This window comes from Mesorhizobium sp. Z1-4 (assembly GCF_004000235.1).
GTDB lineage: Bacteria > Pseudomonadota > Alphaproteobacteria > Rhizobiales > Rhizobiaceae > RCIO01.
This window is the reverse complement of sequence record NZ_RCIO01000001.1, coordinates 1210266-1227631: the sequence shown is the minus strand read 5'-3', so window position 1 is coordinate 1227631 and position 17366 is coordinate 1210266. Positions and strand designations below refer to the sequence as shown.

20 protein-coding genes and 1 tRNA gene are annotated in these 17366 nt (G+C 63.3%); 8 read left to right on the top strand and 13 right to left on the bottom strand.

Going from position 1 to position 17366, the window contains the following annotated elements; all coding sequences use genetic code 11:
• Positions 1–81 precede the first annotated feature (81 nt).
• Genes EP165_RS05900 through EP165_RS05880 form a run of 5 tightly spaced genes read right to left on the bottom strand, consistent with a single transcriptional unit; the run spans position 82 to position 5021 of the window.
• Entirely contained in the window at positions 82–885 is an 804-nt protein-coding gene (locus EP165_RS05900) for a purine-nucleoside phosphorylase (RefSeq protein ID WP_127520549.1), read from the bottom strand.
• The gene (gene cdd, locus EP165_RS05895) at positions 882–1337 is read right to left on the bottom strand and encodes a cytidine deaminase (protein WP_281039992.1); all 456 of its coding nucleotides are present in this window, start codon (positions 1335–1337) and stop codon (positions 882–884) included. The genes EP165_RS05900 and cdd overlap by 4 nt, the downstream gene beginning before the upstream one ends.
• A gap of 42 nt (positions 1338–1379) precedes the next feature.
• The gene (locus tag EP165_RS05890; RefSeq protein ID WP_127520547.1) at positions 1380–2351 is read right to left on the bottom strand and encodes an ABC transporter permease; all 972 of its coding nucleotides are present in this window, start codon (positions 2349–2351) and stop codon (positions 1380–1382) included.
• 1 nt (position 2352) lies between these two features.
• Entirely contained in the window at positions 2353–3492 is a 1140-nt protein-coding gene (locus tag EP165_RS05885) for an ABC transporter permease (protein WP_127520546.1), read from the bottom strand.
• Positions 3489–5021 (bottom strand): ABC transporter ATP-binding protein, encoded by a 1533-nt coding sequence (locus EP165_RS05880; protein ID WP_127520545.1) that lies wholly within the window; start codon positions 5019–5021, stop codon positions 3489–3491. The genes EP165_RS05885 and EP165_RS05880 overlap by 4 nt, the downstream gene beginning before the upstream one ends.
• A gap of 263 nt (positions 5022–5284) precedes the next feature.
• Here EP165_RS05880 and EP165_RS05875 point away from each other — a divergent pair, with 263 nt between their 5' ends.
• Positions 5285–5653 (top strand): acyl-CoA thioesterase, encoded by a 369-nt coding sequence (locus tag EP165_RS05875; RefSeq protein ID WP_127520832.1) that lies wholly within the window; start codon positions 5285–5287, stop codon positions 5651–5653.
• Positions 5650–5862, top strand: coding sequence for a SlyX family protein (locus EP165_RS05870; protein WP_127520544.1), 213 nt, complete (start codon positions 5650–5652; stop codon positions 5860–5862). The genes EP165_RS05875 and EP165_RS05870 overlap by 4 nt, the downstream gene beginning before the upstream one ends.
• Positions 5863–5868: 6 nt before the next feature.
• On the opposite strand, the gene EP165_RS05865 is transcribed toward EP165_RS05870, so the two are convergent.
• From EP165_RS05865 to EP165_RS05850, 4 genes are all read right to left on the bottom strand, one after another.
• A complete protein-coding gene (locus tag EP165_RS05865) occupies positions 5869–7050 on the bottom strand; it encodes an MFS transporter (protein ID WP_127520543.1) in 1182 nt (393 codons plus the stop codon).
• A 201-nt stretch (positions 7051–7251) separates the two neighbouring features.
• Positions 7252–8241 (bottom strand): BMP family lipoprotein, encoded by a 990-nt coding sequence (locus EP165_RS05860; protein WP_127520542.1) that lies wholly within the window; start codon positions 8239–8241, stop codon positions 7252–7254.
• Positions 8242–8413: 172 nt separating this feature from the next.
• Positions 8414–9076 carry a peptide-methionine (S)-S-oxide reductase MsrA gene (msrA, locus tag EP165_RS05855; RefSeq protein WP_127520541.1) on the bottom strand — a complete coding sequence of 221 codons (663 nt, stop codon included), beginning with the start codon at positions 9074–9076 and terminating at the stop codon, positions 8414–8416.
• A 13-nt stretch (positions 9077–9089) separates the two neighbouring features.
• Positions 9090–9413, bottom strand: a complete 324-nt coding sequence (locus EP165_RS05850) for a hypothetical protein (RefSeq protein WP_127520540.1) — start codon at positions 9411–9413, stop codon at positions 9090–9092.
• 253 nt (positions 9414–9666) lie between these two features.
• Here EP165_RS05850 and EP165_RS05845 point away from each other — a divergent pair.
• Positions 9667–9756: transfer RNA gene (locus EP165_RS05845), tRNA-Ser, on the top strand.
• A gap of 98 nt (positions 9757–9854) precedes the next feature.
• On the opposite strand, the gene EP165_RS05840 is transcribed toward EP165_RS05845, so the two are convergent.
• Together EP165_RS05840 and EP165_RS05835 are read right to left on the bottom strand one after the other, a co-directional pair.
• Positions 9855–10526 carry an ankyrin repeat domain-containing protein gene (locus EP165_RS05840; protein WP_127520539.1) on the bottom strand — a complete coding sequence of 224 codons (672 nt, stop codon included), beginning with the start codon at positions 10524–10526 and terminating at the stop codon, positions 9855–9857.
• Between the two features lie 128 nt (positions 10527–10654).
• On the bottom strand, positions 10655–12058 hold the full coding sequence (locus EP165_RS05835; RefSeq protein WP_127520538.1) for an MFS transporter: 1404 nt from the start codon (positions 12056–12058) through the stop codon (positions 10655–10657).
• 67 nt (positions 12059–12125) lie between these two features.
• Here EP165_RS05835 and EP165_RS05830 point away from each other — a divergent pair, with 67 nt between their 5' ends.
• The gene (locus EP165_RS05830) at positions 12126–12527 is read left to right on the top strand and encodes a helix-turn-helix domain-containing protein (protein WP_127520537.1); all 402 of its coding nucleotides are present in this window, start codon (positions 12126–12128) and stop codon (positions 12525–12527) included.
• A gap of 34 nt (positions 12528–12561) precedes the next feature.
• On the opposite strand, the gene EP165_RS05825 is transcribed toward EP165_RS05830, so the two are convergent.
• Positions 12562–12801: a DUF6074 family protein gene (locus EP165_RS05825; protein ID WP_127520536.1), complete on the bottom strand. Its 240-nt coding sequence runs from the start codon at positions 12799–12801 to the stop codon at positions 12562–12564.
• A 60-nt stretch (positions 12802–12861) separates the two neighbouring features.
• Positions 12862–14478, bottom strand: a complete 1617-nt coding sequence (locus EP165_RS05820; RefSeq protein WP_127520535.1) for a GMC family oxidoreductase — start codon at positions 14476–14478, stop codon at positions 12862–12864.
• A 224-nt stretch (positions 14479–14702) separates the two neighbouring features.
• Between EP165_RS05820 and EP165_RS05815 the strand changes: the two genes are divergently transcribed.
• The 4 genes from EP165_RS05815 to EP165_RS05800 all read left to right on the top strand — a co-directional run bounded on the left by EP165_RS05815 (position 14703) and on the right by EP165_RS05800 (position 17326).
• Positions 14703–15659, top strand: a complete 957-nt coding sequence (locus EP165_RS05815) for an ABC transporter substrate-binding protein (protein WP_127520534.1) — start codon at positions 14703–14705, stop codon at positions 15657–15659.
• Positions 15656–16369 carry a L,D-transpeptidase gene (locus tag EP165_RS05810; protein WP_127520533.1) on the top strand — a complete coding sequence of 238 codons (714 nt, stop codon included), beginning with the start codon at positions 15656–15658 and terminating at the stop codon, positions 16367–16369. Before EP165_RS05815 ends, EP165_RS05810 begins: the two co-directional genes overlap by 4 nt.
• 12 nt (positions 16370–16381) lie before the next feature.
• Positions 16382–16702 carry a hypothetical protein gene (locus tag EP165_RS05805; RefSeq protein ID WP_245440034.1) on the top strand — a complete coding sequence of 107 codons (321 nt, stop codon included), beginning with the start codon at positions 16382–16384 and terminating at the stop codon, positions 16700–16702.
• A gap of 192 nt (positions 16703–16894) precedes the next feature.
• Positions 16895–17326: a L,D-transpeptidase gene (locus EP165_RS05800; protein WP_127520532.1), complete on the top strand. Its 432-nt coding sequence runs from the start codon at positions 16895–16897 to the stop codon at positions 17324–17326.
• Positions 17327–17366: the final 40 nt, after the last annotated feature.

Below are 17366 nucleotides of genomic sequence, written 5' to 3'. Positions count from 1 at the left end.
GGCCCCCACCCCATCTCACCCCCGCTGCCTTGCAACGCAGGCTCACCAGCCCTCCCCACAAGGGGGAAGGTAAAGACCGTGTTAGACATTGCCGCCGGCCCGGAAATATTCTTTCAGGATAGCCGCCAGCCGCTTGCCGCCCAGCGGCGCCATTTCCTTCGTTTCCTGGTGCGAAAGCTCGCTGCCGGACATGCCCGCGGCAAGGTTCGTGATCACCGAGCAGGCTGCCGCGCGAAGCCCGAGGAAGCGGGCGAGAATGACCTCCGGCACGGTCGACATGCCGACCGCGGTGGCGCCCATCACGCGGGCCATGCGGATTTCGGCGGGGGTTTCGAAGGAGGGGCCCGAAAACCACATGTAAACGCCTTTGTGGAGGTCGGTGCCGGTGTCGAGCGCGGCTTTCAGGAGTGCCGCGCGCATGCCCGGGTCGTAAGCCTCCGTCAGGCCGACAAAGCGCTTGTCGGACGGCTCGCCGAAAAGCGGGTTGGTGCCGGAGAAGTTGATGTGGTCCTCGATCAGCATCACGGACCCCGGCCCCATTTCGGGCTCCAGCGAACCGGCGGCGTTGGTGAGGATCAGCTTCTTGATGCCAATGCCCGCCAGCACATCCAGCGCGGGGCGCATGGCGGCGGCATTGCCGTGCTCGTAATAATGGGCCCGGCCCGAAAGCATGACGACTGGGGCCCCGGCAAGATAGCCCGCGACGACTTCGCCCGCGTGACCGGTGACGCCGCTCTGCGGGAAACCCGGCAGGTCGCCATACGGCACGCGGACCGGGCTTTCGACCTCGTCCACCAGGCCGCCGAGCCCGGAACCAAGCACCAACGCGGTATCGGCCGCAATGCCGTTGAGCGCCTCGACAAGCCGCGCCTCAGCCTGCTTCATTTCAGCGTGTCTCCCTCGAAACCGAGTGGGAGGATCTCCGCCATCGACAGCGTTTCCACCACGCCGGTCTCGTCGCACAGATAGAGCTTGGCGTCCCGCCCCGCGAACTCGGCAAGACGCTGCCGGCAGCCGCCGCAAGGCGTGATACGCGCCATCTTCTGCGCCGTCACGGCTATCTCCGTGATGCGCCCACCGCCGCCCATCACATAATGCGAAAGCGCGGTCGTTTCCGCGCACCAGCCTTCGGGGAAGGAGGCGTTTTCGATATTGGCACCGGAAAAGACACGGCCATCCTCCGTGCGGATCGCAGCCCCTACCGGAAATTTGGAGTATGGCGCATGGCACTTCGCCATCGCTTCGCGCGCTGCGAGGTAGAGGTCATGGGACATGTGTAGCGGTTCCGTCTCGGCGGGGTGAATGGTGAATAGTGAATGGTAAATGGTACGGACCAGGAGAGTTGTTGGCTCCTATTGTCCATTCACCATTCACGGATCTCATCTTTCTTTCACATAAGGTTGGCCGCCGGCGCGCGGCGGGATCGCCTTGCCGATGAAGCCTGCGAGCAGCACAACCGTCAGCACGTAAGGCAGCGCCTGGAAGAACTGCACCGGCACGCGGCCGACAAGCGGCAGCGGCGATCCGCCGAGCCGGATCGCGGCCGCGTCGAGGAAACCGAACAGCAGGCAGGCCATCATTGCCGGCACCGGTCGCCATTTGGCGAAGATGAGCGCTGCAAGCGCGATGAAGCCGCGCCCGGCGGTCATGTCCTTGACGAAACCGGCATTCATGGCGAGCGCCAGATAGGCGCCGGCAAACCCGCACAGAATGCCGGTGCAGATCACCGCGCGATAACGCAGCCATGTGACCGAGATGCCCGCGGTGTCCACCGCGGCAGGGTTTTCGCCGACGGCGCGCAGTCGCAATCCGAAGCGCGTGCGGAAGAGCACCCACCAGGTGAATGGCACCATGGCGAAGGCGAAATAGACCAGCAGCGAATGGCCGGACAAAAGCTCGGAATAGATTGGGCCGACTATCGGGACGTCGGCCACCGCGTCCGCGAAAGGCAGATTGACGGCGCCGAAACGGCCCTCGGCCGACAGCGAAGGCGTACGCCCGCCCTGGCTGAACCAGGCCTGGCCGAGGATGATGGTGGAACCGGCGGCGATGAAATTGATCGCCACGCCCGACACGATCTGGTTGCCGCGATGGGTGATGGAGGCGAAGCCGTGAACGAGCGCGAGCCCGACGGAAATGAGCACCGCCATGGCAAGCCCGGCCCAGGCCGAGCCCATGACGGCCGCCGCCGCCCCGGCCGCGAACGCGCCGGCCAGCATTTTGCCCTCCAGACCGATGTCGAAAATGCCGGAGCGTTCCGAATAGAGCCCGGCAAGGCAGGCAAGCAGCAGCGGCACCGAAAGCCGCACGGTGGAATCGAGTATCTGGACGATGGTGGTGAAGAACTCCATGTCAGGCTCCCTCACCGCTTGTGGCCTCGACCCCGGCCGATCGCGGCCGCAGGGTTGCGAACAAAGTCTGTATCTGCGGCCGGAACATGTGCTCCAGTGCGCCCGCGAACAGGATGACGAGACCCTGAATGATCACGATCATGTCGCGGCTGATCGTCGGTATTTCGAACGAAAGTTCCGCGCCGCCCTGGTAGAGCGCGCCGAAGAGGATTGCCGCCGGAATAATGCCGACGGGATGCGAACGGCCCATCAGCGCAACGGCGATGCCGACAAACCCCGCGCCGGTAACGAAGTCGAGCTGCACCCGGTGCTGGTCGCCCATGATCGGGTTGAGTGCCATCATGCCGGCGAGCGCTCCGGAGATGATCATCGTTATCACGATGATGCGTGCTTCGCCGATGCCGGCATATCGGGCTGCCTTCGGGCTGTGGCCTTGCGTGCGGATTTCGTAGCCCAGTTTTGTGCGCCAGATCAGCAGCCAGACAAGCCATGCGCAGACCAGAGCCAGCAGGAAGGTGATGTTGAAAGGCGACGAGCGTATCGGCAAGCCGAACATCTCGATCAGCCAGTTGAGTTTCGGCAGCTGCCCGCCTTCGAGGAAGGTGCGGGTCTGCGGAGCCATCGAGCCCGCCGGTTTGATGACATCGACCAGCAGATAGACCATCACGCTGGCAGCGATGAAATTGAACATGATGGTGGTGATGACGATGTGAGAGCCGCGCTTGGCCTGCAATATGCCCGGAATGAAGGCCCAGAAAGCACCGACGGCGCCGGCACCGAGGATGGCCAGCGGAAAGTTGATCCACCAGGGGAACACGCCGTCTAGCGAAAGGCACACGATGGCGACGCCGATGCCGCCTATATAGGCCTGGCCTTCGCCGCCGATGTTGAACAGCCCGCAGTGGAACGCGACCGCGACAGCCAGCCCGGTAAAGATGAAACTCGTGGCGTAATAGAGCGTATAGGCGATCGATTGACCGCGGCCGAACGCACCCTCGACGAGGATCCCCGCCGCACGCAGCGGGTTTTCACCCACCAGCATGACAACCAGGCCGGCAACCAGGAATGCGACCAGCAGATTGATAACCGGAATGAGGCCGTAGTCGGCCCAGCCGGGCAGCTTTGCATAGGGTGCGCTCATTCCGCGGCTTCCTTCGATTCGACGCCGGCCATCAACAGGCCAAGTTCGCCTTCGGTTGCGTCCGGCCCGCGCTCACCGACGATACGGCCGTCGAACATCACCAGAATCCGGTCCGACAGAGAGCGGACTTCGTCCAGTTCGACCGAGATCAGGAGAACCGCCTTGCCCTGATCGCGCATGTCGATCAGGCGCTTGTGGATGAACTCGATCGCGCCGACATCGACGCCGCGTGTCGGCTGGCCGACGATCAGAACCTCGGGGTCCTGTTCCATTTCACGCGCCAGCACGATCTTCTGCTGATTGCCGCCCGAGAAGTTGGCGGTCTTGAGCATCGGATTGGCTGGGCGGATGTCGTATTTCTTCATGTTTTCCCCGGCCTCCGCGACGATCTTCTCGCGGTCGAGGAAAGGGCCTTTCAGATATTGCGGCTCGTCGTGATAGCCGAGAACGGAATTCTCGTTCTCTTCGAACTGCAGCACCAGCCCGACATGGTGGCGATCCTCAGGCACATGGGCCAGGCCGCGGTCGCGCAGATCGCCTGGATCGGTTGCGCCCGAGACGTCAATCTCCTCGCCGAGCAGCGTCACCTTGCCCGCTTCGGCGGTGCGAATACCGGCAATCGTTTCCAGCAGTTCCGACTGTCCATTGCCCGCGACGCCTGCGATCCCGACAATCTCGCCCGCCCTGACGTCGAAGGAGACGTCCTTGACCATGGTGACGCCGCGCGAATCCTTGACCGTAAGGCCCTTCACCGAAAGTTTGAAATCGCCCGGCTTGGCCTCGCCCTTTTCGACGCGCAGCAGCACGCGGCGGCCGACCATCAGCTCGGCGAGCTCCTCCACTGTGGTTTCGGCTGTCTTGCGGGTGGCCACCATCTCGCCCTGGCGCATCACCGACACGTTGTCGGTGATGGCCATGATCTCACGCAGTTTGTGCGTGATCAGCACCACCGTTTTGCCCTCCTCCTTGAGCTGGGCAAGAATGCGGAACAAATGATCGGCCTCGGCCGGGGTTAGCACTCCGGTCGGCTCGTCGAGAATGAGGATATCGGCGCCGCGATAGAGCGCCTTGAGGATCTCCACCCGCTGCTGAAGGCCGACCGGCAGTTCCTCGATGATCGCATCGGGGTCGACCTCGAGCCCGTAGTCGCGCTCCAGCCGCTCCAGTTCCGACCGCGCCTTGGCGATGGACGATCCGAGCAGCGCCTCGCCCTCGGCGCCGAGAATGATGTTTTCCAGAACCGTGAAATTCTCGACCAGCATGAAGTGCTGGTGAACCATGCCGATGCCGGCCGCGATGGCATCGTTGGGCGTGTGGATCGTCGTCGGTTTGCCGTCAACACTGATCGACCCGCTGTCGGCCTGGTAGAAGCCGTAGAGAATAGACATCAGCGTCGATTTGCCGGCGCCGTTTTCGCCGATGATGCCGTGAATTGTCCCCTTGGGGATATTAAGGTCGATGTTCCGGTTGGCGCGAACCGCACCAAAACTCTTGTTGATGCCGACAAGCTCGATTGCCGCTTCCGCCATCTACCGTTCCCACTCTCTTTTATCGCCGTTGCGGCGATTTTTTATCATTTGGTCAAGGGGACTATCATGGCGGTCCCCGGCTGCCAATTCCCCTATGGACAATCCGGCGCCAAGCCCAGTCTCGACAAAAGCGGTAACGCTTGTCAATTTCAACCGACAAACGAGCCAATCAGCCAAGCGATCCCGTGAGCAACAATCAAAGCCGCAACCCGCCGTCGACACGCAGCGAATACGTTGCTTTCCGGCCGATCACCACACGCTGGATGGACAATGACCTCTACGGGCACATGAACAATGTCGTTCATTATTCACTGTTCGATACCGCTGTGAATGGCTGGCTGATCGAACAGGGTGTGCTCGACATCCACGCTGGCGGGCAGATCGGTCTCGTGGTGGAAACCGGCTGCCGCTACCATGCCGAACTCGCCTTTCCGGACAAGGTGAATGCGGGAATCCGTGTCGGCCGGCTCGGCGGCTCATCGGTGCGTTATGAAGTCGGCCTGTTTCGCAACGACGAGGACAGCGCAGCGGCGGAAGGATTTTTCGTGCATGTATATGTGGATAGGCAGACGCGCCGGCCAAAACCGCTCAACGCGGATCTGCGCGCCGCGCTGGAGCCGCTGGTAAGATGACGGACGACACGGACGAACGCATCACCCGGCTTGAAATGCTGGTTGCGGAGCAGGAGCGCACGATCGCAGAGCTTTCCGAACAGCTCGGCGAACACTGGGCAACGACCGAGAAGATGCGCAAGAAGCTGGATGCGCTGACGGAGCGGTTCCTGGCGCTGGAAGAGCAGACCCTGCCGGAAACGCCGGTGACCAAGCCGCCGCACTACTAGCCGGCGTCAGTCGACCAGGCCGGCGCGCCTTCGTCGCAACAGCGGTGCCAGAAGCACGGGCCCGAGCAGCGACGACAGCGCCAGAAACCATCCAAGCCCCGGGAAGCCGAAACGCTCGATCACATACCCGGCAACCGGAGGCGCCACCACGGTCGTGATGCCGCCCGCCTGTGCAATGATCCCGATTGCCACCGAGGCCGACCCGCCGGCAGGCACGATGAAGGGCACGCTGGCGAACAGCGCCGATGCGATTACGCCGCTTGCGATCGCATAAACCACAGCTGCCGCGGTGGAGGCTACGACGCCGCTTGGCGAGAACATTGGCAGGGCGGAGACGGCGGTGCCCAGAAAACCGGCTATGCACAGCAGCATGGCAAAGCGGGCGCGGCGACCCTTCATCACATAGCCGGTGAAGATGTTTCCGACGGGCACGACAAGCGCAATGACACCGGCGGCTATTGCCAGGTCGGACCGGCCTGACTGGATGAACTCCGGTAGAAAGGCAAAGAACGCGATCGACAGGGTGACATAGACGCCGAAGGCGGCGGCGACGAGGAGCACGTCGGTCGATGCCGAGGCGCGTATCGGCGGCAACCCTTGCGGTTTCGGCGGTTCGTCCACCGCTTCGAGACCGTAGGCGAGCCACCCCGCCAGCAGGCTGGCGGCGCCGAAACCGGCCACCACGGTTGCCAGAAATGCACGTTCGCCGAAGACGGGTACCATAGCGGAGGCAAGAAAGTCGGCGATCGCGAAGCCAATCGGCACGAAACCGCCCCAGATCGCCAGAGCCGGTGCCTTGAATTCGGCCGGGGCCAGGGCGCTGACCAGTGCCGGTACCGCGATCACCAGCGGCAAATAGCCGAGCGCTTCGACAAGCCGCGCCGCGAGCACGGCCGTCTGGCTTTCGAAGGTGGCGATGCCGATGCCGCCGATGAAAAGCAGAACCGTCGAAAAGATGAAGGAGCGGTAGAGGCCGGCGCGGCTGATGGCGAATGCTGCCGGCAGCGAGGCCAGCGCCACGAACAGCCCCAGCAGCGCGGTCAGCCAGCCGATGGCGACCAGAGACATTCCGGCATCGTCGCGATACCAGCCGATCAGCGGCGCGATCTTGCCCAGCTGCGTGCCGGCCAGAATACCGGCGACCAAAAGCATGGAAATGGCGGCGAGACGCCTTCGTGTGTCGATCATGTCCGCATTTCCATTTCCGTGGGGTCGGCCTGGAGCGGCCGGTAGGTACGTCAGCCCCGTATTCAGGGACGCGCCAGAATCACTGGCAATCGTAGCTCAAGCCCGGCCGTGCCTGCCAATTGCCAACGGGCATGATCGGCTGCGCCAACGAAAAAGGCCGCCGGGCATACCCGGCGGCCTTCTGCAACCCATGCTGCCCGATCAGTAGGGGCAGTTGTTGTCGGACATGTAGTCGTGGACCGTGACCGTGCCGGCAATGATGTCGGCCTTGGCCTTCTCGACCGCGGCTTTCATGTCGTCGGTGATCAGCGATGCGTTGTTGTCGTCCAGCGCATAACCCACGCCGTCCTCTGCCAGGCCGAGCACGTTGAAGCCGGTGGAGAAGTCGCCGTTCTTGGCGTCCATGAAGGCGTTGTAGACAGCGACATCCACGCGCTTCATCATCGAGGTCAGAACCTTGCCCGGATGCAGGTAGTTCTGGTTGGAGTCGACGCCGATGCCGAGATTGCCGGCATCCGCGGCAGCCTGGAGCACGCCCACGCCGGTGCCGCCGGCGGCCGCGTACACAACGTCGGCGCCCTGGGACATCTGCGACTTGGTGATCTCGCCGCCCTTGGTTGGGTCGTTCCACGCGGCCGGCGTGTCGCCGGTGTAGTTCTGGATGACGTCGGTTGCACCGGCAGCCTTGGCGCCGCCGACATAACCGCAAGCGAATTTGCGGATCAGCGGAATGTCCATACCGCCGACGAAGCCGACCTTCTTGGAGTCCGACGCCATCGCCGCGAGAACGCCGACGAGGTAGGAGCCCTCATGCTCGTTGTAGACGACCGAGCGAACATTCGGCAGGTCCACGACCATGTCGATGATGGCGAAGCTGGTGTCCGGGAACTGGGCGGCCACCTTTTCCAGCGCCGCGGCCCAGGAGAAGCCGGCCATCACGATCGGATTGCGGCCATCCTCGGCGAAGCGCAGCAATGCCTGCTCGCGCTGTGCGTCGTTGGAAATCTCGAACTCGACATATTCGATGCCGGTTTCGTCGGAGAACTTCTGGGCGCCGTTGTATGACGCTTCGTTGAAGGACTTGTCGAACTTGCCGCCAAGATCGAACAGCAGCGCAGGAGCGATTTCCTCCGCATAGGCCGTGACGGACATCGCGGCGGCAGCCAGAAGGCCAAGAACTAATCTCTTCATGTGATCCACACCCTGTCGGTTGCACTCATTGTTACTTTTGTGTCCGTCACCGGAGCGGCGACGGCACATCTTTTTGGCGGAAGATAACATCCGCTTCGGCCCAGTTTTGCATGTGGCTGAGCAAATATCACGCGGAATTTTGACCTTCCGGACAAATATGGTTTCCGGCCGGTCAGGCGGTCGCCGGAAGCGGACAGGAGACACCGGTTCCCTGCAATCCGCAATAGCCATGGGGATTCTTCGCCAGATATTGCTGATGCTCGGCCTCGGCGAAATAGAACCCCTCGGCCGGCATGATCTCCGTGGTGATGTGGCCGCCGTGGCCGGCGCGGCCCAGCGTAGCCTGGTAGGCGTCGCGCGAAGCTATTGCAGCTTCATATTGCGCGGCAGACGATGTGTAGATCGCCGACCGGTAGGTGGTCCCGATATCGTTGCCCTGGCGCATGCCCTGCGTGGGATTGTGGTTTTCCCAGAAAACCGAAAGCAGCTCCGAGAAGGTTACGAGCCCTGGATCGTAGACGACCAGAACCACCTCGGCATGGCCGGTGAGCCCGGTGCAGGTTTCCTGATAGGTCGGGTTTGGCGTGAAACCGCCCGCATACCCGACGGCCGTCACCCAGACGCCTTCGGTCTGCCAGAACAGGCGTTCCGCGCCCCAGAAACACCCCATGCCGAACTGAATCGTCTCCAGCCCTTTCGGATGGGGACCGCTCAGGGACCGGCCGGAGATGAAGTGGCTGGCGGCGGTCGGAATGGGCTCGGCCCTGCCGCGCAGCGCATCGGCCTTCGCCGGCAGATTGGTCTTTTTGTTCAGAAGGTCTGCGAGAAAGAACACATTTCCCTCGCGCTCAGATCGGGGCGAAACGGCCGGTGCGGCGCTCCGGCCGGCGGCCGATCATGTAAAGCAGCAGCGCCAGGACAAGGAAAACGGCAAAACCGGGTGCCGACAGCAATGTCATGATGACCGGATCCCAGGCATAAGGTGCCAGAACCTCGCTGACCGCCGCCTCAGATGCCGCGTAGCTGCCGGGTGATACGGATTGCCAGCTCGCCGACAGCGCGGTCACGACGATCTGGTCGGCCGCGATAGAACGCGTTGCATCGAGCACAGCCATGATGACTGCGACTGCGAGTGAAATCGTCGCCATTAGGCGGAAGAAGAAGCGGATCATACCCTTGCCGTGGCGGCTGCCGGAGCATTCTTCACGCCGCCGGCGGCCTCAAATCTACAAATTCCGGCAAAGAGATAGGGCGGTCGGCGCATTTGCGCAATCGCCGCACTGAATTGTGGGCGCGGTTGCCGCCATGGCGCGGTACGCGCTGCCCGGCATCTCTTCACCGCGGAAGGCGCGGGCGGGCTTGGCATTCGCCGCCAATTCGACTAGATGAGCCACCGCGCCACCCGGCCAACCCGGGAACGCGCATGGTGAGGTGGCCGAGTGGTTGAAGGCGCACGCCTGGAACGCGTGTATACGGGAAACCGTATCGAGGGTTCGAATCCCTCTCTCACCGCCATTATTCGATCTCACACCAGTTCGCTGCGCTCACGGCTTTGACAGGGTAGCCTGATCGGCCGACACCCGTTCGGACTTGCGATTCGCAGGCCCGGCTCCTCAGCCTCCGGCTTCGATAATCTCCGCGATCTCTGAATGGCCGCGTCTCTGGGCGTGTTGCAGCGGGGTGGTGCCGTCGCGGTCGGCAATTGCGGCGTCAGCGCCCGCTTCCACCAGGGCCCTCACCGTGTCGATATGATCGGGTCCGCCATTGCCCAGGATCACCGCCTCGATCAGCGCCGTCCAGCCAAGATTGTTGACATGGTCGAGCGGCGCTCCAGCGGCGATCAGCCGGCGAACGACTTCGGCATGGCCGAGATGGGCCGCCGCAATAAGGGCGGTGCCGTCATAGGGGCTGGTGATCAGGTCGGCCCTGTTGCCGCGCGCGATCGCAAGCGACATCAGTTCGGGATCGTCGGCAACCGCCGCGATGGTCACCACGTCATAAGCGCGGTTGTCGAGTGCGTTCATGTCCGCGCCGGCCTCGGCCAGTGCACGCAGGGCGTCGTCGTTGGAAGCGAAGGCCGCGACATGTGCGGGAGTCCGGCCCGAGGCGTCGCGGGCATCGAGTTCGGCGCCGGCTGCTGCGAGTGCGCGGATCGCGGCCGCATCGCCGTTATGGGCGGCAAGATGCAAGCCCTGATAGGCGGCGACCTCGGTCGCCGAAGGCGCGGTTTGGGCCCAGGCGGGGATGGCAGTGGTCAACATGGCAGCGATGATGAAAGCGCGCATGATATTTTCCTGATTGTGCCCTCCCACGATACGACATGCCACCGGCCGCCGGGAAAAGTCGAGCGACCGCTTTGTCACAATCATGCGAGCGCAAGTTCAGCCGATGCCGCGCCGCGATGGCCCGGCTTCTAAACCCGGCGCCAGTCTGAAAGAACCAACACAATCAAGGCACCGGCGATGACCGCTGCCGCGGCAAGGAACGTTATGGAAAACGCGTCTCCGACCGTATCCGCACCCGCGTCGACGATCTGGCGCGTGCCGAGACCGGCCGTAAAGACGGCCGTCATAACGGAGGCGCCGGTCATGAAACCCAGATTACGGGAGAGGCCGAGCAGGCCGGATATCATGCCGCGCTGGTCCTGCCGCGCGGTCAGCATGAGCTCGGTGTTGTTGGCGGCAAGGAACAGCTGGAAGCCCGGCGTCAGCAGGACCAGCGACATCACATAGCCGGCAACGCCGAAGATATGCGGCAGCACCGCAAGGCAGACCAGTCCGGCGAATGTCTGCATAAGTCCGATCCTGACGACACGCGCAGTGCCCAGCCGGTCGGTGATCCGCCCGGCCGGGATCCCTGACAGGGCCGAAACCGCCGGCCCTACTGAGAGCACAAGTCCGGCCTGAACCGCATCGAGACCGAGACCCAGCGTCAGGAAAAACGGACCGACAACCAGCGTGGCCATCATCACGGTTGCGACGATCAGATTTACCGCCAGCCCGCATGCCATGCCGGCGTCGCGCAGAGCTGCCAGCTGCACCAGCGGTACGGGTGTGCGGCGTTCCACCTGCACAAACACGGCGCTGCCGGCCAGCGCCAGGACGAGCATGGCCAGATGTGCGGTGGCAAACCCCTCCTCTCCGCCAGTCATGGCAAGCGAGAACGCCACCAGCACGAGTGCCAGCACGGCCGCACCCGGCATATCGACATGTGCAAGGCTGGCCGTTTCCGATTTCCGGTCTGCGGGAACAGCGAATGCCGCGAAGGCGAGTGCGGCAAGTCCGGCAAACGTCAGCACCGCAAAGGCAAGCCGCCAGCCTGACCAGTCTATCAGAAAGCCGGCAAGCGACGGCCCGAGCGCGGTGCCGATGGCCGACATTGTGCCAAGCACACCCATTGCCGTTCCCATCAGATGTGGGCCGACTGTTTCGCGCGCGATCGCCATCGGCAACGCCATGAGTATCGCCCCGCCGATGCCTTGCAGTGCACGGGCCGCGATCAGAGCGCCAAGCGAGGGCGCCAGCGTGCTCAGCGCCGACGCGGCGGCAAAGAGCGCCAGCCCGGCGAGAAAGACGGTGCGCTTGCCGAAAAGGTCGCCCATGCGGCCGCCGATCACCACCGTGGCCGTGAGCGCCAGCAGATAGGCCAGTATGACCCACTGAACCTGGTGCATGGGCGCGGAGAATTCGAGCGCCAGCACTGGCAGCGCGATGGTAGCGATGCTGACGCCGACCGATGCGAGCAGTATGGCCAGCGCCAGAGCCGCGAGCCCGGCCCTGTTGGCCGCGCTGGTTTCGATGGTAGCCGTCTCGGTCATGATCCCGACCTTGCAAAAACACCCTTGAGGCAGCACTCTGCCACTTCAAGTCAGCTTGAGGTCAAGCATGAAAATTCTCGATATCGGCGAAATCTCCGAACGCACCGGTGTGCCGCCATCGACGCTGCGGTATTACGACGAGATTGGCCTGGTCACTTCGATTGGCCGGCACGGGCTCCGGCGCCAGTTCGGGCCTGAGGCGCTGCTTCAGATTACCCTGATATCGCTTGGCAAGAAGGCCGGCTTTTCGCTCGGCGAGATCGCGGAGATGTTCGCCGGATCAGGCGGCAAGGACCTGCCGCGTGAAACGCTGCATGCGCGCGCTGCCGCAATAGATAACGACATTCGCGATCTCACCCTGTTGCGCGACATGCTCGAACATGTGGCAAGATGCACGGCACCGTCGCATCTGGAGTGCCCGCGCTTCCGGAAGCTTCTGAAAGTTGCCGGTCGGAATATCTCGAAATGATCGGAGCCGCGAGGCCGCGGCACAATGACCGTTATCAGGTGCCGGGCGCCAGATCGCGCCTGTCGATTTCCCGCAGCACGGTATGAAGCAGCCGGTGCACCTCGGCCTCGGCAGCCTCACGGCTGGCACCAAACGCGATCGACAAGCGCATCAGGCGTTTAGCAAGCCCGTGCCAGTACCGGGAGGCATGGCGGCCGTTCTTTTTTCCCAGGACGGCAGCAATGCTGCATACCAGTTCCGACCGCTCATATAGCGGCACACGCACGTCACCCATACGCTTCCGAGCCCCGAATTTTCGTAGATCCGGAGGTATTCGCGGTTGGTTAATGGATGGTTAGCGGGCGTCCTCGAGGATCATCGCGGCGCCTTTTTCCGCGATCATCACGGTCGGTGAACTGGTGTTGCCGGATACGATGGTTGGCATGATGGAGGCATCGATCACGCGCAGCCCGCCAATGCCGCGCACACGCAGACGCTCGTCGGTGACAGCGAAGCGGTCGCCGTCCGGGCCCATGCGTGCCGTGCTGACGGGATGGAAGATGGTGGTCCCGAGTTCGCCGGCGGCGACCAGCAAATCTTCGTCCGAGACGATGTGAGCGCCGGGTCTGTGCTCCTGCGGATTGAACGCGGCCATCGCCGGCTGCGAAACGATTCGGCGCGTCCATTTGAGCGAATCCACCGCGACCTGCCTGTCCACGTCTGTGGCAAGATAGTTGGGGCGGATGTCCGGTGCGCTCGCTGCGTCAGGTCCCGAAAGGTGGATTGAACCGCGGCTTGTCGGCCGCAGATTGCATACGCTGGCGGTGATTGCGTCGAACGGGTGCAGGCCTTCGCCCCAGTTGTCGAGCGAGAGCGGCTGGAAGTGAAACTGCAGGTTTGCGGTCTCGTATTCGGGCGAGGAACGCACGAAAGCGCCCATCTGCGACGGTGCCATGGCAAGCGGACCGCGCCGGCGCAGTGCATAATTGACCAGCATCATCGAACGCCGAAACAGATTGGCGTAATCGGTATTGAGCGTACGAACGCCATTGACCTTGTAGACCGGGCGAATCTGCAGATGGTCCTGCAAGTTGTTGCCGACACCGGGCAGGTCGACCAGCGGCTCGACGCCGTTTGCCTTGAGCAGCGAGGGGTCGCCGATGCCTGAGCGCTCGAGGATCGCCGGCGAGGCGACTGCGCCGGTCGAGAGCAGGATCTCGCCGCGGGCCTCGGCCAGGCGTGTCTCGCCGCCCAGCCGGTAGCGAACCGCGATCGCACGGCCGTCGCGCAGCTCAACACGGTCGACCAGCGCGCCGGTGACGACCTTGAGGTTGGGCCGCGACAGCACCGGTTTCAGAAAACCACGCGCCGCCGACCAGCGCCGGCCGCGCTTCTGGTTCACCTGAAAATGCGACGAACCAGTGTTGTCGCCTGAATTGAAGTCGTCGATCTTTTCGATACCCGCCTCTTCGGCGGCATCGCGCAGGCGCTCCAGAACCTCCCATTTGATACGCGGATGCTCGACGTGCCATTCACCGCCGGACGAGTGGAATTCGTTGGGCGGCGCTTCGTGATCTTCGTGTTTCAGAAAATAGGGCAGAACATCGTCCCAGCCCCAGCCGGCGAGTCCCTGCTGCCGCCAGCCGTCATAATCGCGCGCCTGACCCCGCATGTAGATCATCGCATTGATCGCCGAGCAGCCGCCCAGCACCCTGCCGCGCGGGTAAGGCAGCGAACGGCCGTTGAGCCCGGGCTCGGCGGCTGTCTTGAACATCCAGTCGGAGCGTGGGTTGCCGATCGCGAAGAGATAGCCGGCGGGGATGTGAAGCCATATCCAGTTGTCGCTGCCGCCACCCTCAAGCAACAGCACCCGGTTGCCGGGATCGGCCGACAGCCTGTTGGCAAGCACACAGCCCGCGGATCCGGCGCCGCAGATGATGTAGTCGAATACCCCGTCGTCAGCCTGCGGCATGCTTCCTCCCCGTCGTGCCCCGGGCCGTATGTCGCATAGAAACAAGGGCATGGAAAGAATGCCCCTGCCGCTCCGGCGTGGCTTAACGCGCCGTCCAAACTTGCCGCTGCGTTATCTCGTGCTAAGCTGCGCAAAGTGGCGCCTGAAGCCATCAGGACGACACGAAATCAGGCATGCGCAAAGCGTCAGCTCGGCACATGTGCGACCGAAGAGGAAGGGTTTTGATGCCGCCCCGCAAGACGCTGCGATTATCGACTCCGCTTGCCGCGGGCCTGTTGTTTGCCGCCGCGCCGGCCATCGCCGAACCCGTTGTAATCGGCGTTCCGACATGGCCCTCGGCCAATGTTACGGCGCAGATCATCGCGCAGGCCGCAGCGAGCATGGGCGTCGAGGTCGAACTGCTTCCGCGCGGCACCATGACCTTGCTGGCCGACATGGCCGAAGGCTCCGCAGACGTGCATCCGGAACTGTGGTTTCCCAATCTCGCAGGCGCGCTCGAGCGTCTGAATGAGCGCGGCTCCATCGTGGTCGGTGACCATGGCGTGGAGGCCAGGCAGAATGTCTGCGTCACCAAAGCAACGGCCGAGATGACCGGCATCAAGGCCGTCGCGGACCTGGCCGATCCTCAGATGGCGGTCAGCTTCGACAGCGACAATGACGGCAAGGGCGAAATCTGGATCGGTGCGCCGACCTGGTCATCGACGGAGATCGAATATATTCGCGCCCGCAGCTACGGCTATTTCCGCACCATGTCGCTGGTCGAATTGCCGGAAGAGATCGCCATGGCAGCGGTCGACGTCGCGGCGTCTTTCGGCAGCCCGATGGTGTTTTATTGCTACGCGCCGCACCACGTCTTCGATCTCCACGAGCTCGTGGTGCTCGAGGAGCCAGCTTACGACCCGGAGCGCTGGAATCTGATCAAGCGTGCCGACGATCCGTACTGGCTGCAGAAATCGCGCGCCGAAACGGCATGGGACGTTTCGCACTTTCACGTCGCCTACGCCAAACGGCTCGAGGAAGACGAACCGGAATTCGCGCGGTTTCTTTCCAACATGGCGCTGGAAGCCGCCGACATCACGGCGATCAGCTACGCGTTTCAGGTCGAGCATAAGCCGGCCGCCCAGGTGGCATCGGAATGGATTGCCCGGAACGAGGACAGGTTGAAGGAATGGATGCAATGACGATGACACAGGGGCTCGCCAGGCTCGCCGCCGGATGGCGCGGCGCGTTCGCTTCGTTTGCCGTTGGCGCTGCCGCGCTGGCATCGGCCGTGCTGTTCGCAACCTCGGCTGGAGCGCAGGTTTTCGAGACGCAGATATTCGATCCGATCAAGCGCCAGTGGGTGAATTACGATCCCAAGCAGGCGATGAAATATTATCAGGCGCACGGCCAGACGCCGGAGGACTTCCGCCGCCAGGTCGTCGATTTCCGCACCGCGGAGAAGCCGGGCACCGTCATCATCGACGGCAACCGGCATTTCCTCTATCTCGTGCTGCCCGGTTTCAAGGCGATGCGCTATGGCATCGGCATCGGTCGCGAAGGTTTCGGCTGGGCCGGCATCGTGGAGGTGGGGCGCAAAGCGGAATGGCCGACCTGGACGCCGCCGGCCGAAATGGTGGAGCGCGACCCGAACGCGGCGAAATGGAAAGACGGCATGCCTGGCGGGCCCGACAACCCGCTCGGCGCGCGCGCCATGTATCTTTATGAAAACGGACACGACACGATCTTCCGTATCCATGGCACCAGCCAGCCCTGGTCGATCGGGCTCAACATCTCGTCCGGCTGCATCCGCATGGTCAATGACGAGATTACCGATCTTTACGATCAGGTGGAGATTGGCGCCAAGGTGATCGTGCTGCTGCAGGGCGCGGCACTCTACAAAGGCGTTTGAGGGGGAGACGGGATGACACGCAGCGCAACCTCAAGCCGGGGCTTTGCCGCATCGGCCATATTGATGGCCGCCGTGCTGGCGGCCGGCTGTTCGACGACGATGCAGCCCAAGGCGGGCGCCGTGCGCAGCACGGGCGAAACCGCGCCGGCCGACCTGCAGCTGCTGTGCGCCTCGGAAGCCGCGACACGGCTCGGTACGACGGAAAGCGTGCTGCCGGTAAGCTCGATGGCAGGCCCGAACGGCACCTTCCAGGTCAACCTGGCGGTCGGCTCCGGCCAGGCGGTCTGCTTCGTCGACACTAACGGCGTCGTGCAGTCTGTGGAACGGGTCTGATCCGCTAAACCAGCCCCGGTTCCGCGCCGCCGCCGCAAATGCGGCAGCGGCGAATACTCACAAAGTCTTGCGCCAAAGCGCGGGATTTGCGGCGTGACAGCAAGCGCGGCTTAAGCCTATCCTTTCACCCGGGTGAAATCTTTGCTGACTAGCTTCGTTGGCTCGGATTTCGGGCAGATGAGGGGTAGTATCATGAAATCGGTTTTTGCCGCGGCGAGCCTGGCGCTCGCCTTTGCCATGGCCATCCCGGCCACGGCCAACGCCGCCAGCGTGGTCGCCAGGGTGGACATTTCCAGCCAGACAATGACGGTAACGCAGCATGGGCGGGTGAAATACCGCTGGCGCGTTTCGACTGCACGCAAGGGCAAGGTGACGCCGACAGGTTCATGGTCGGCGAAATGGCTGTCCAAAAACCACCGTTCGAGCCGCTACAACAATGCGCCGATGCCTTATTCGATCTTCTATAGCGGCAATTTCGCCGTGCACGGCACCAATCAGGTAAGCCGGCTCGGGCGTCCGGCGTCAGCCGGCTGCGTGCGCCTCGACGTTTCCAACGCGCGCACGCTCTACAATCTGACGCGCAGTGTCGGCCTCAAAAACGTACGCATCGTCGTCCAGCGCTGAACAGGCGCCCGGTACAAACAAACCGTTTGCGAACCGCGCA

Bases quoted from the DNA above. Each gene is read 5' to 3' on its own strand.
- EP165_RS05900 (WP_127520549.1), bottom strand. From the start codon at position 885: ATGAAGCAGGCTGAGGCGCGGCTTGTCGAGGCGCTCAACGGCATTGCG.
- EP165_RS05890 (WP_127520547.1), bottom strand. From the start codon at position 2,351: ATGGAGTTCTTCACCACCATCGTCCAGATACTCGATTCCACCGTGCGG.
- EP165_RS05885 (WP_127520546.1), bottom strand. From the start codon at position 3,492: ATGAGCGCACCCTATGCAAAGCTGCCCGGCTGGGCCGACTACGGCCTC.
- EP165_RS05880 (WP_127520545.1), bottom strand. From the start codon at position 5,021: ATGGCGGAAGCGGCAATCGAGCTTGTCGGCATCAACAAGAGTTTTGGT.
- EP165_RS05875 (WP_127520832.1), top strand. From the start codon at position 5,285: ATGGACAATGACCTCTACGGGCACATGAACAATGTCGTTCATTATTCA.
- EP165_RS05870 (WP_127520544.1), top strand. From the start codon at position 5,650: ATGACGGACGACACGGACGAACGCATCACCCGGCTTGAAATGCTGGTT.
- EP165_RS05865 (WP_127520543.1), bottom strand. From the start codon at position 7,050: ATGATCGACACACGAAGGCGTCTCGCCGCCATTTCCATGCTTTTGGTC.
- EP165_RS05860 (WP_127520542.1), bottom strand. From the start codon at position 8,241: ATGAAGAGATTAGTTCTTGGCCTTCTGGCTGCCGCCGCGATGTCCGTC.
- EP165_RS05850 (WP_127520540.1), bottom strand. From the start codon at position 9,413: ATGATCCGCTTCTTCTTCCGCCTAATGGCGACGATTTCACTCGCAGTC.
- EP165_RS05840 (WP_127520539.1), bottom strand. From the start codon at position 10,526: ATGCGCGCTTTCATCATCGCTGCCATGTTGACCACTGCCATCCCCGCC.
- EP165_RS05835 (WP_127520538.1), bottom strand. From the start codon at position 12,058: ATGACCGAGACGGCTACCATCGAAACCAGCGCGGCCAACAGGGCCGGG.
- EP165_RS05830 (WP_127520537.1), top strand. From the start codon at position 12,126: ATGAAAATTCTCGATATCGGCGAAATCTCCGAACGCACCGGTGTGCCG.
- EP165_RS05825 (WP_127520536.1), bottom strand. From the start codon at position 12,801: ATGGGTGACGTGCGTGTGCCGCTATATGAGCGGTCGGAACTGGTATGC.
- EP165_RS05820 (WP_127520535.1), bottom strand. From the start codon at position 14,478: ATGCCGCAGGCTGACGACGGGGTATTCGACTACATCATCTGCGGCGCC.
- EP165_RS05815 (WP_127520534.1), top strand. From the start codon at position 14,703: ATGCCGCCCCGCAAGACGCTGCGATTATCGACTCCGCTTGCCGCGGGC.
- EP165_RS05810 (WP_127520533.1), top strand. From the start codon at position 15,656: ATGACGATGACACAGGGGCTCGCCAGGCTCGCCGCCGGATGGCGCGGC.
- EP165_RS05805 (WP_245440034.1), top strand. From the start codon at position 16,382: ATGACACGCAGCGCAACCTCAAGCCGGGGCTTTGCCGCATCGGCCATA.
- EP165_RS05800 (WP_127520532.1), top strand. From the start codon at position 16,895: ATGAAATCGGTTTTTGCCGCGGCGAGCCTGGCGCTCGCCTTTGCCATG.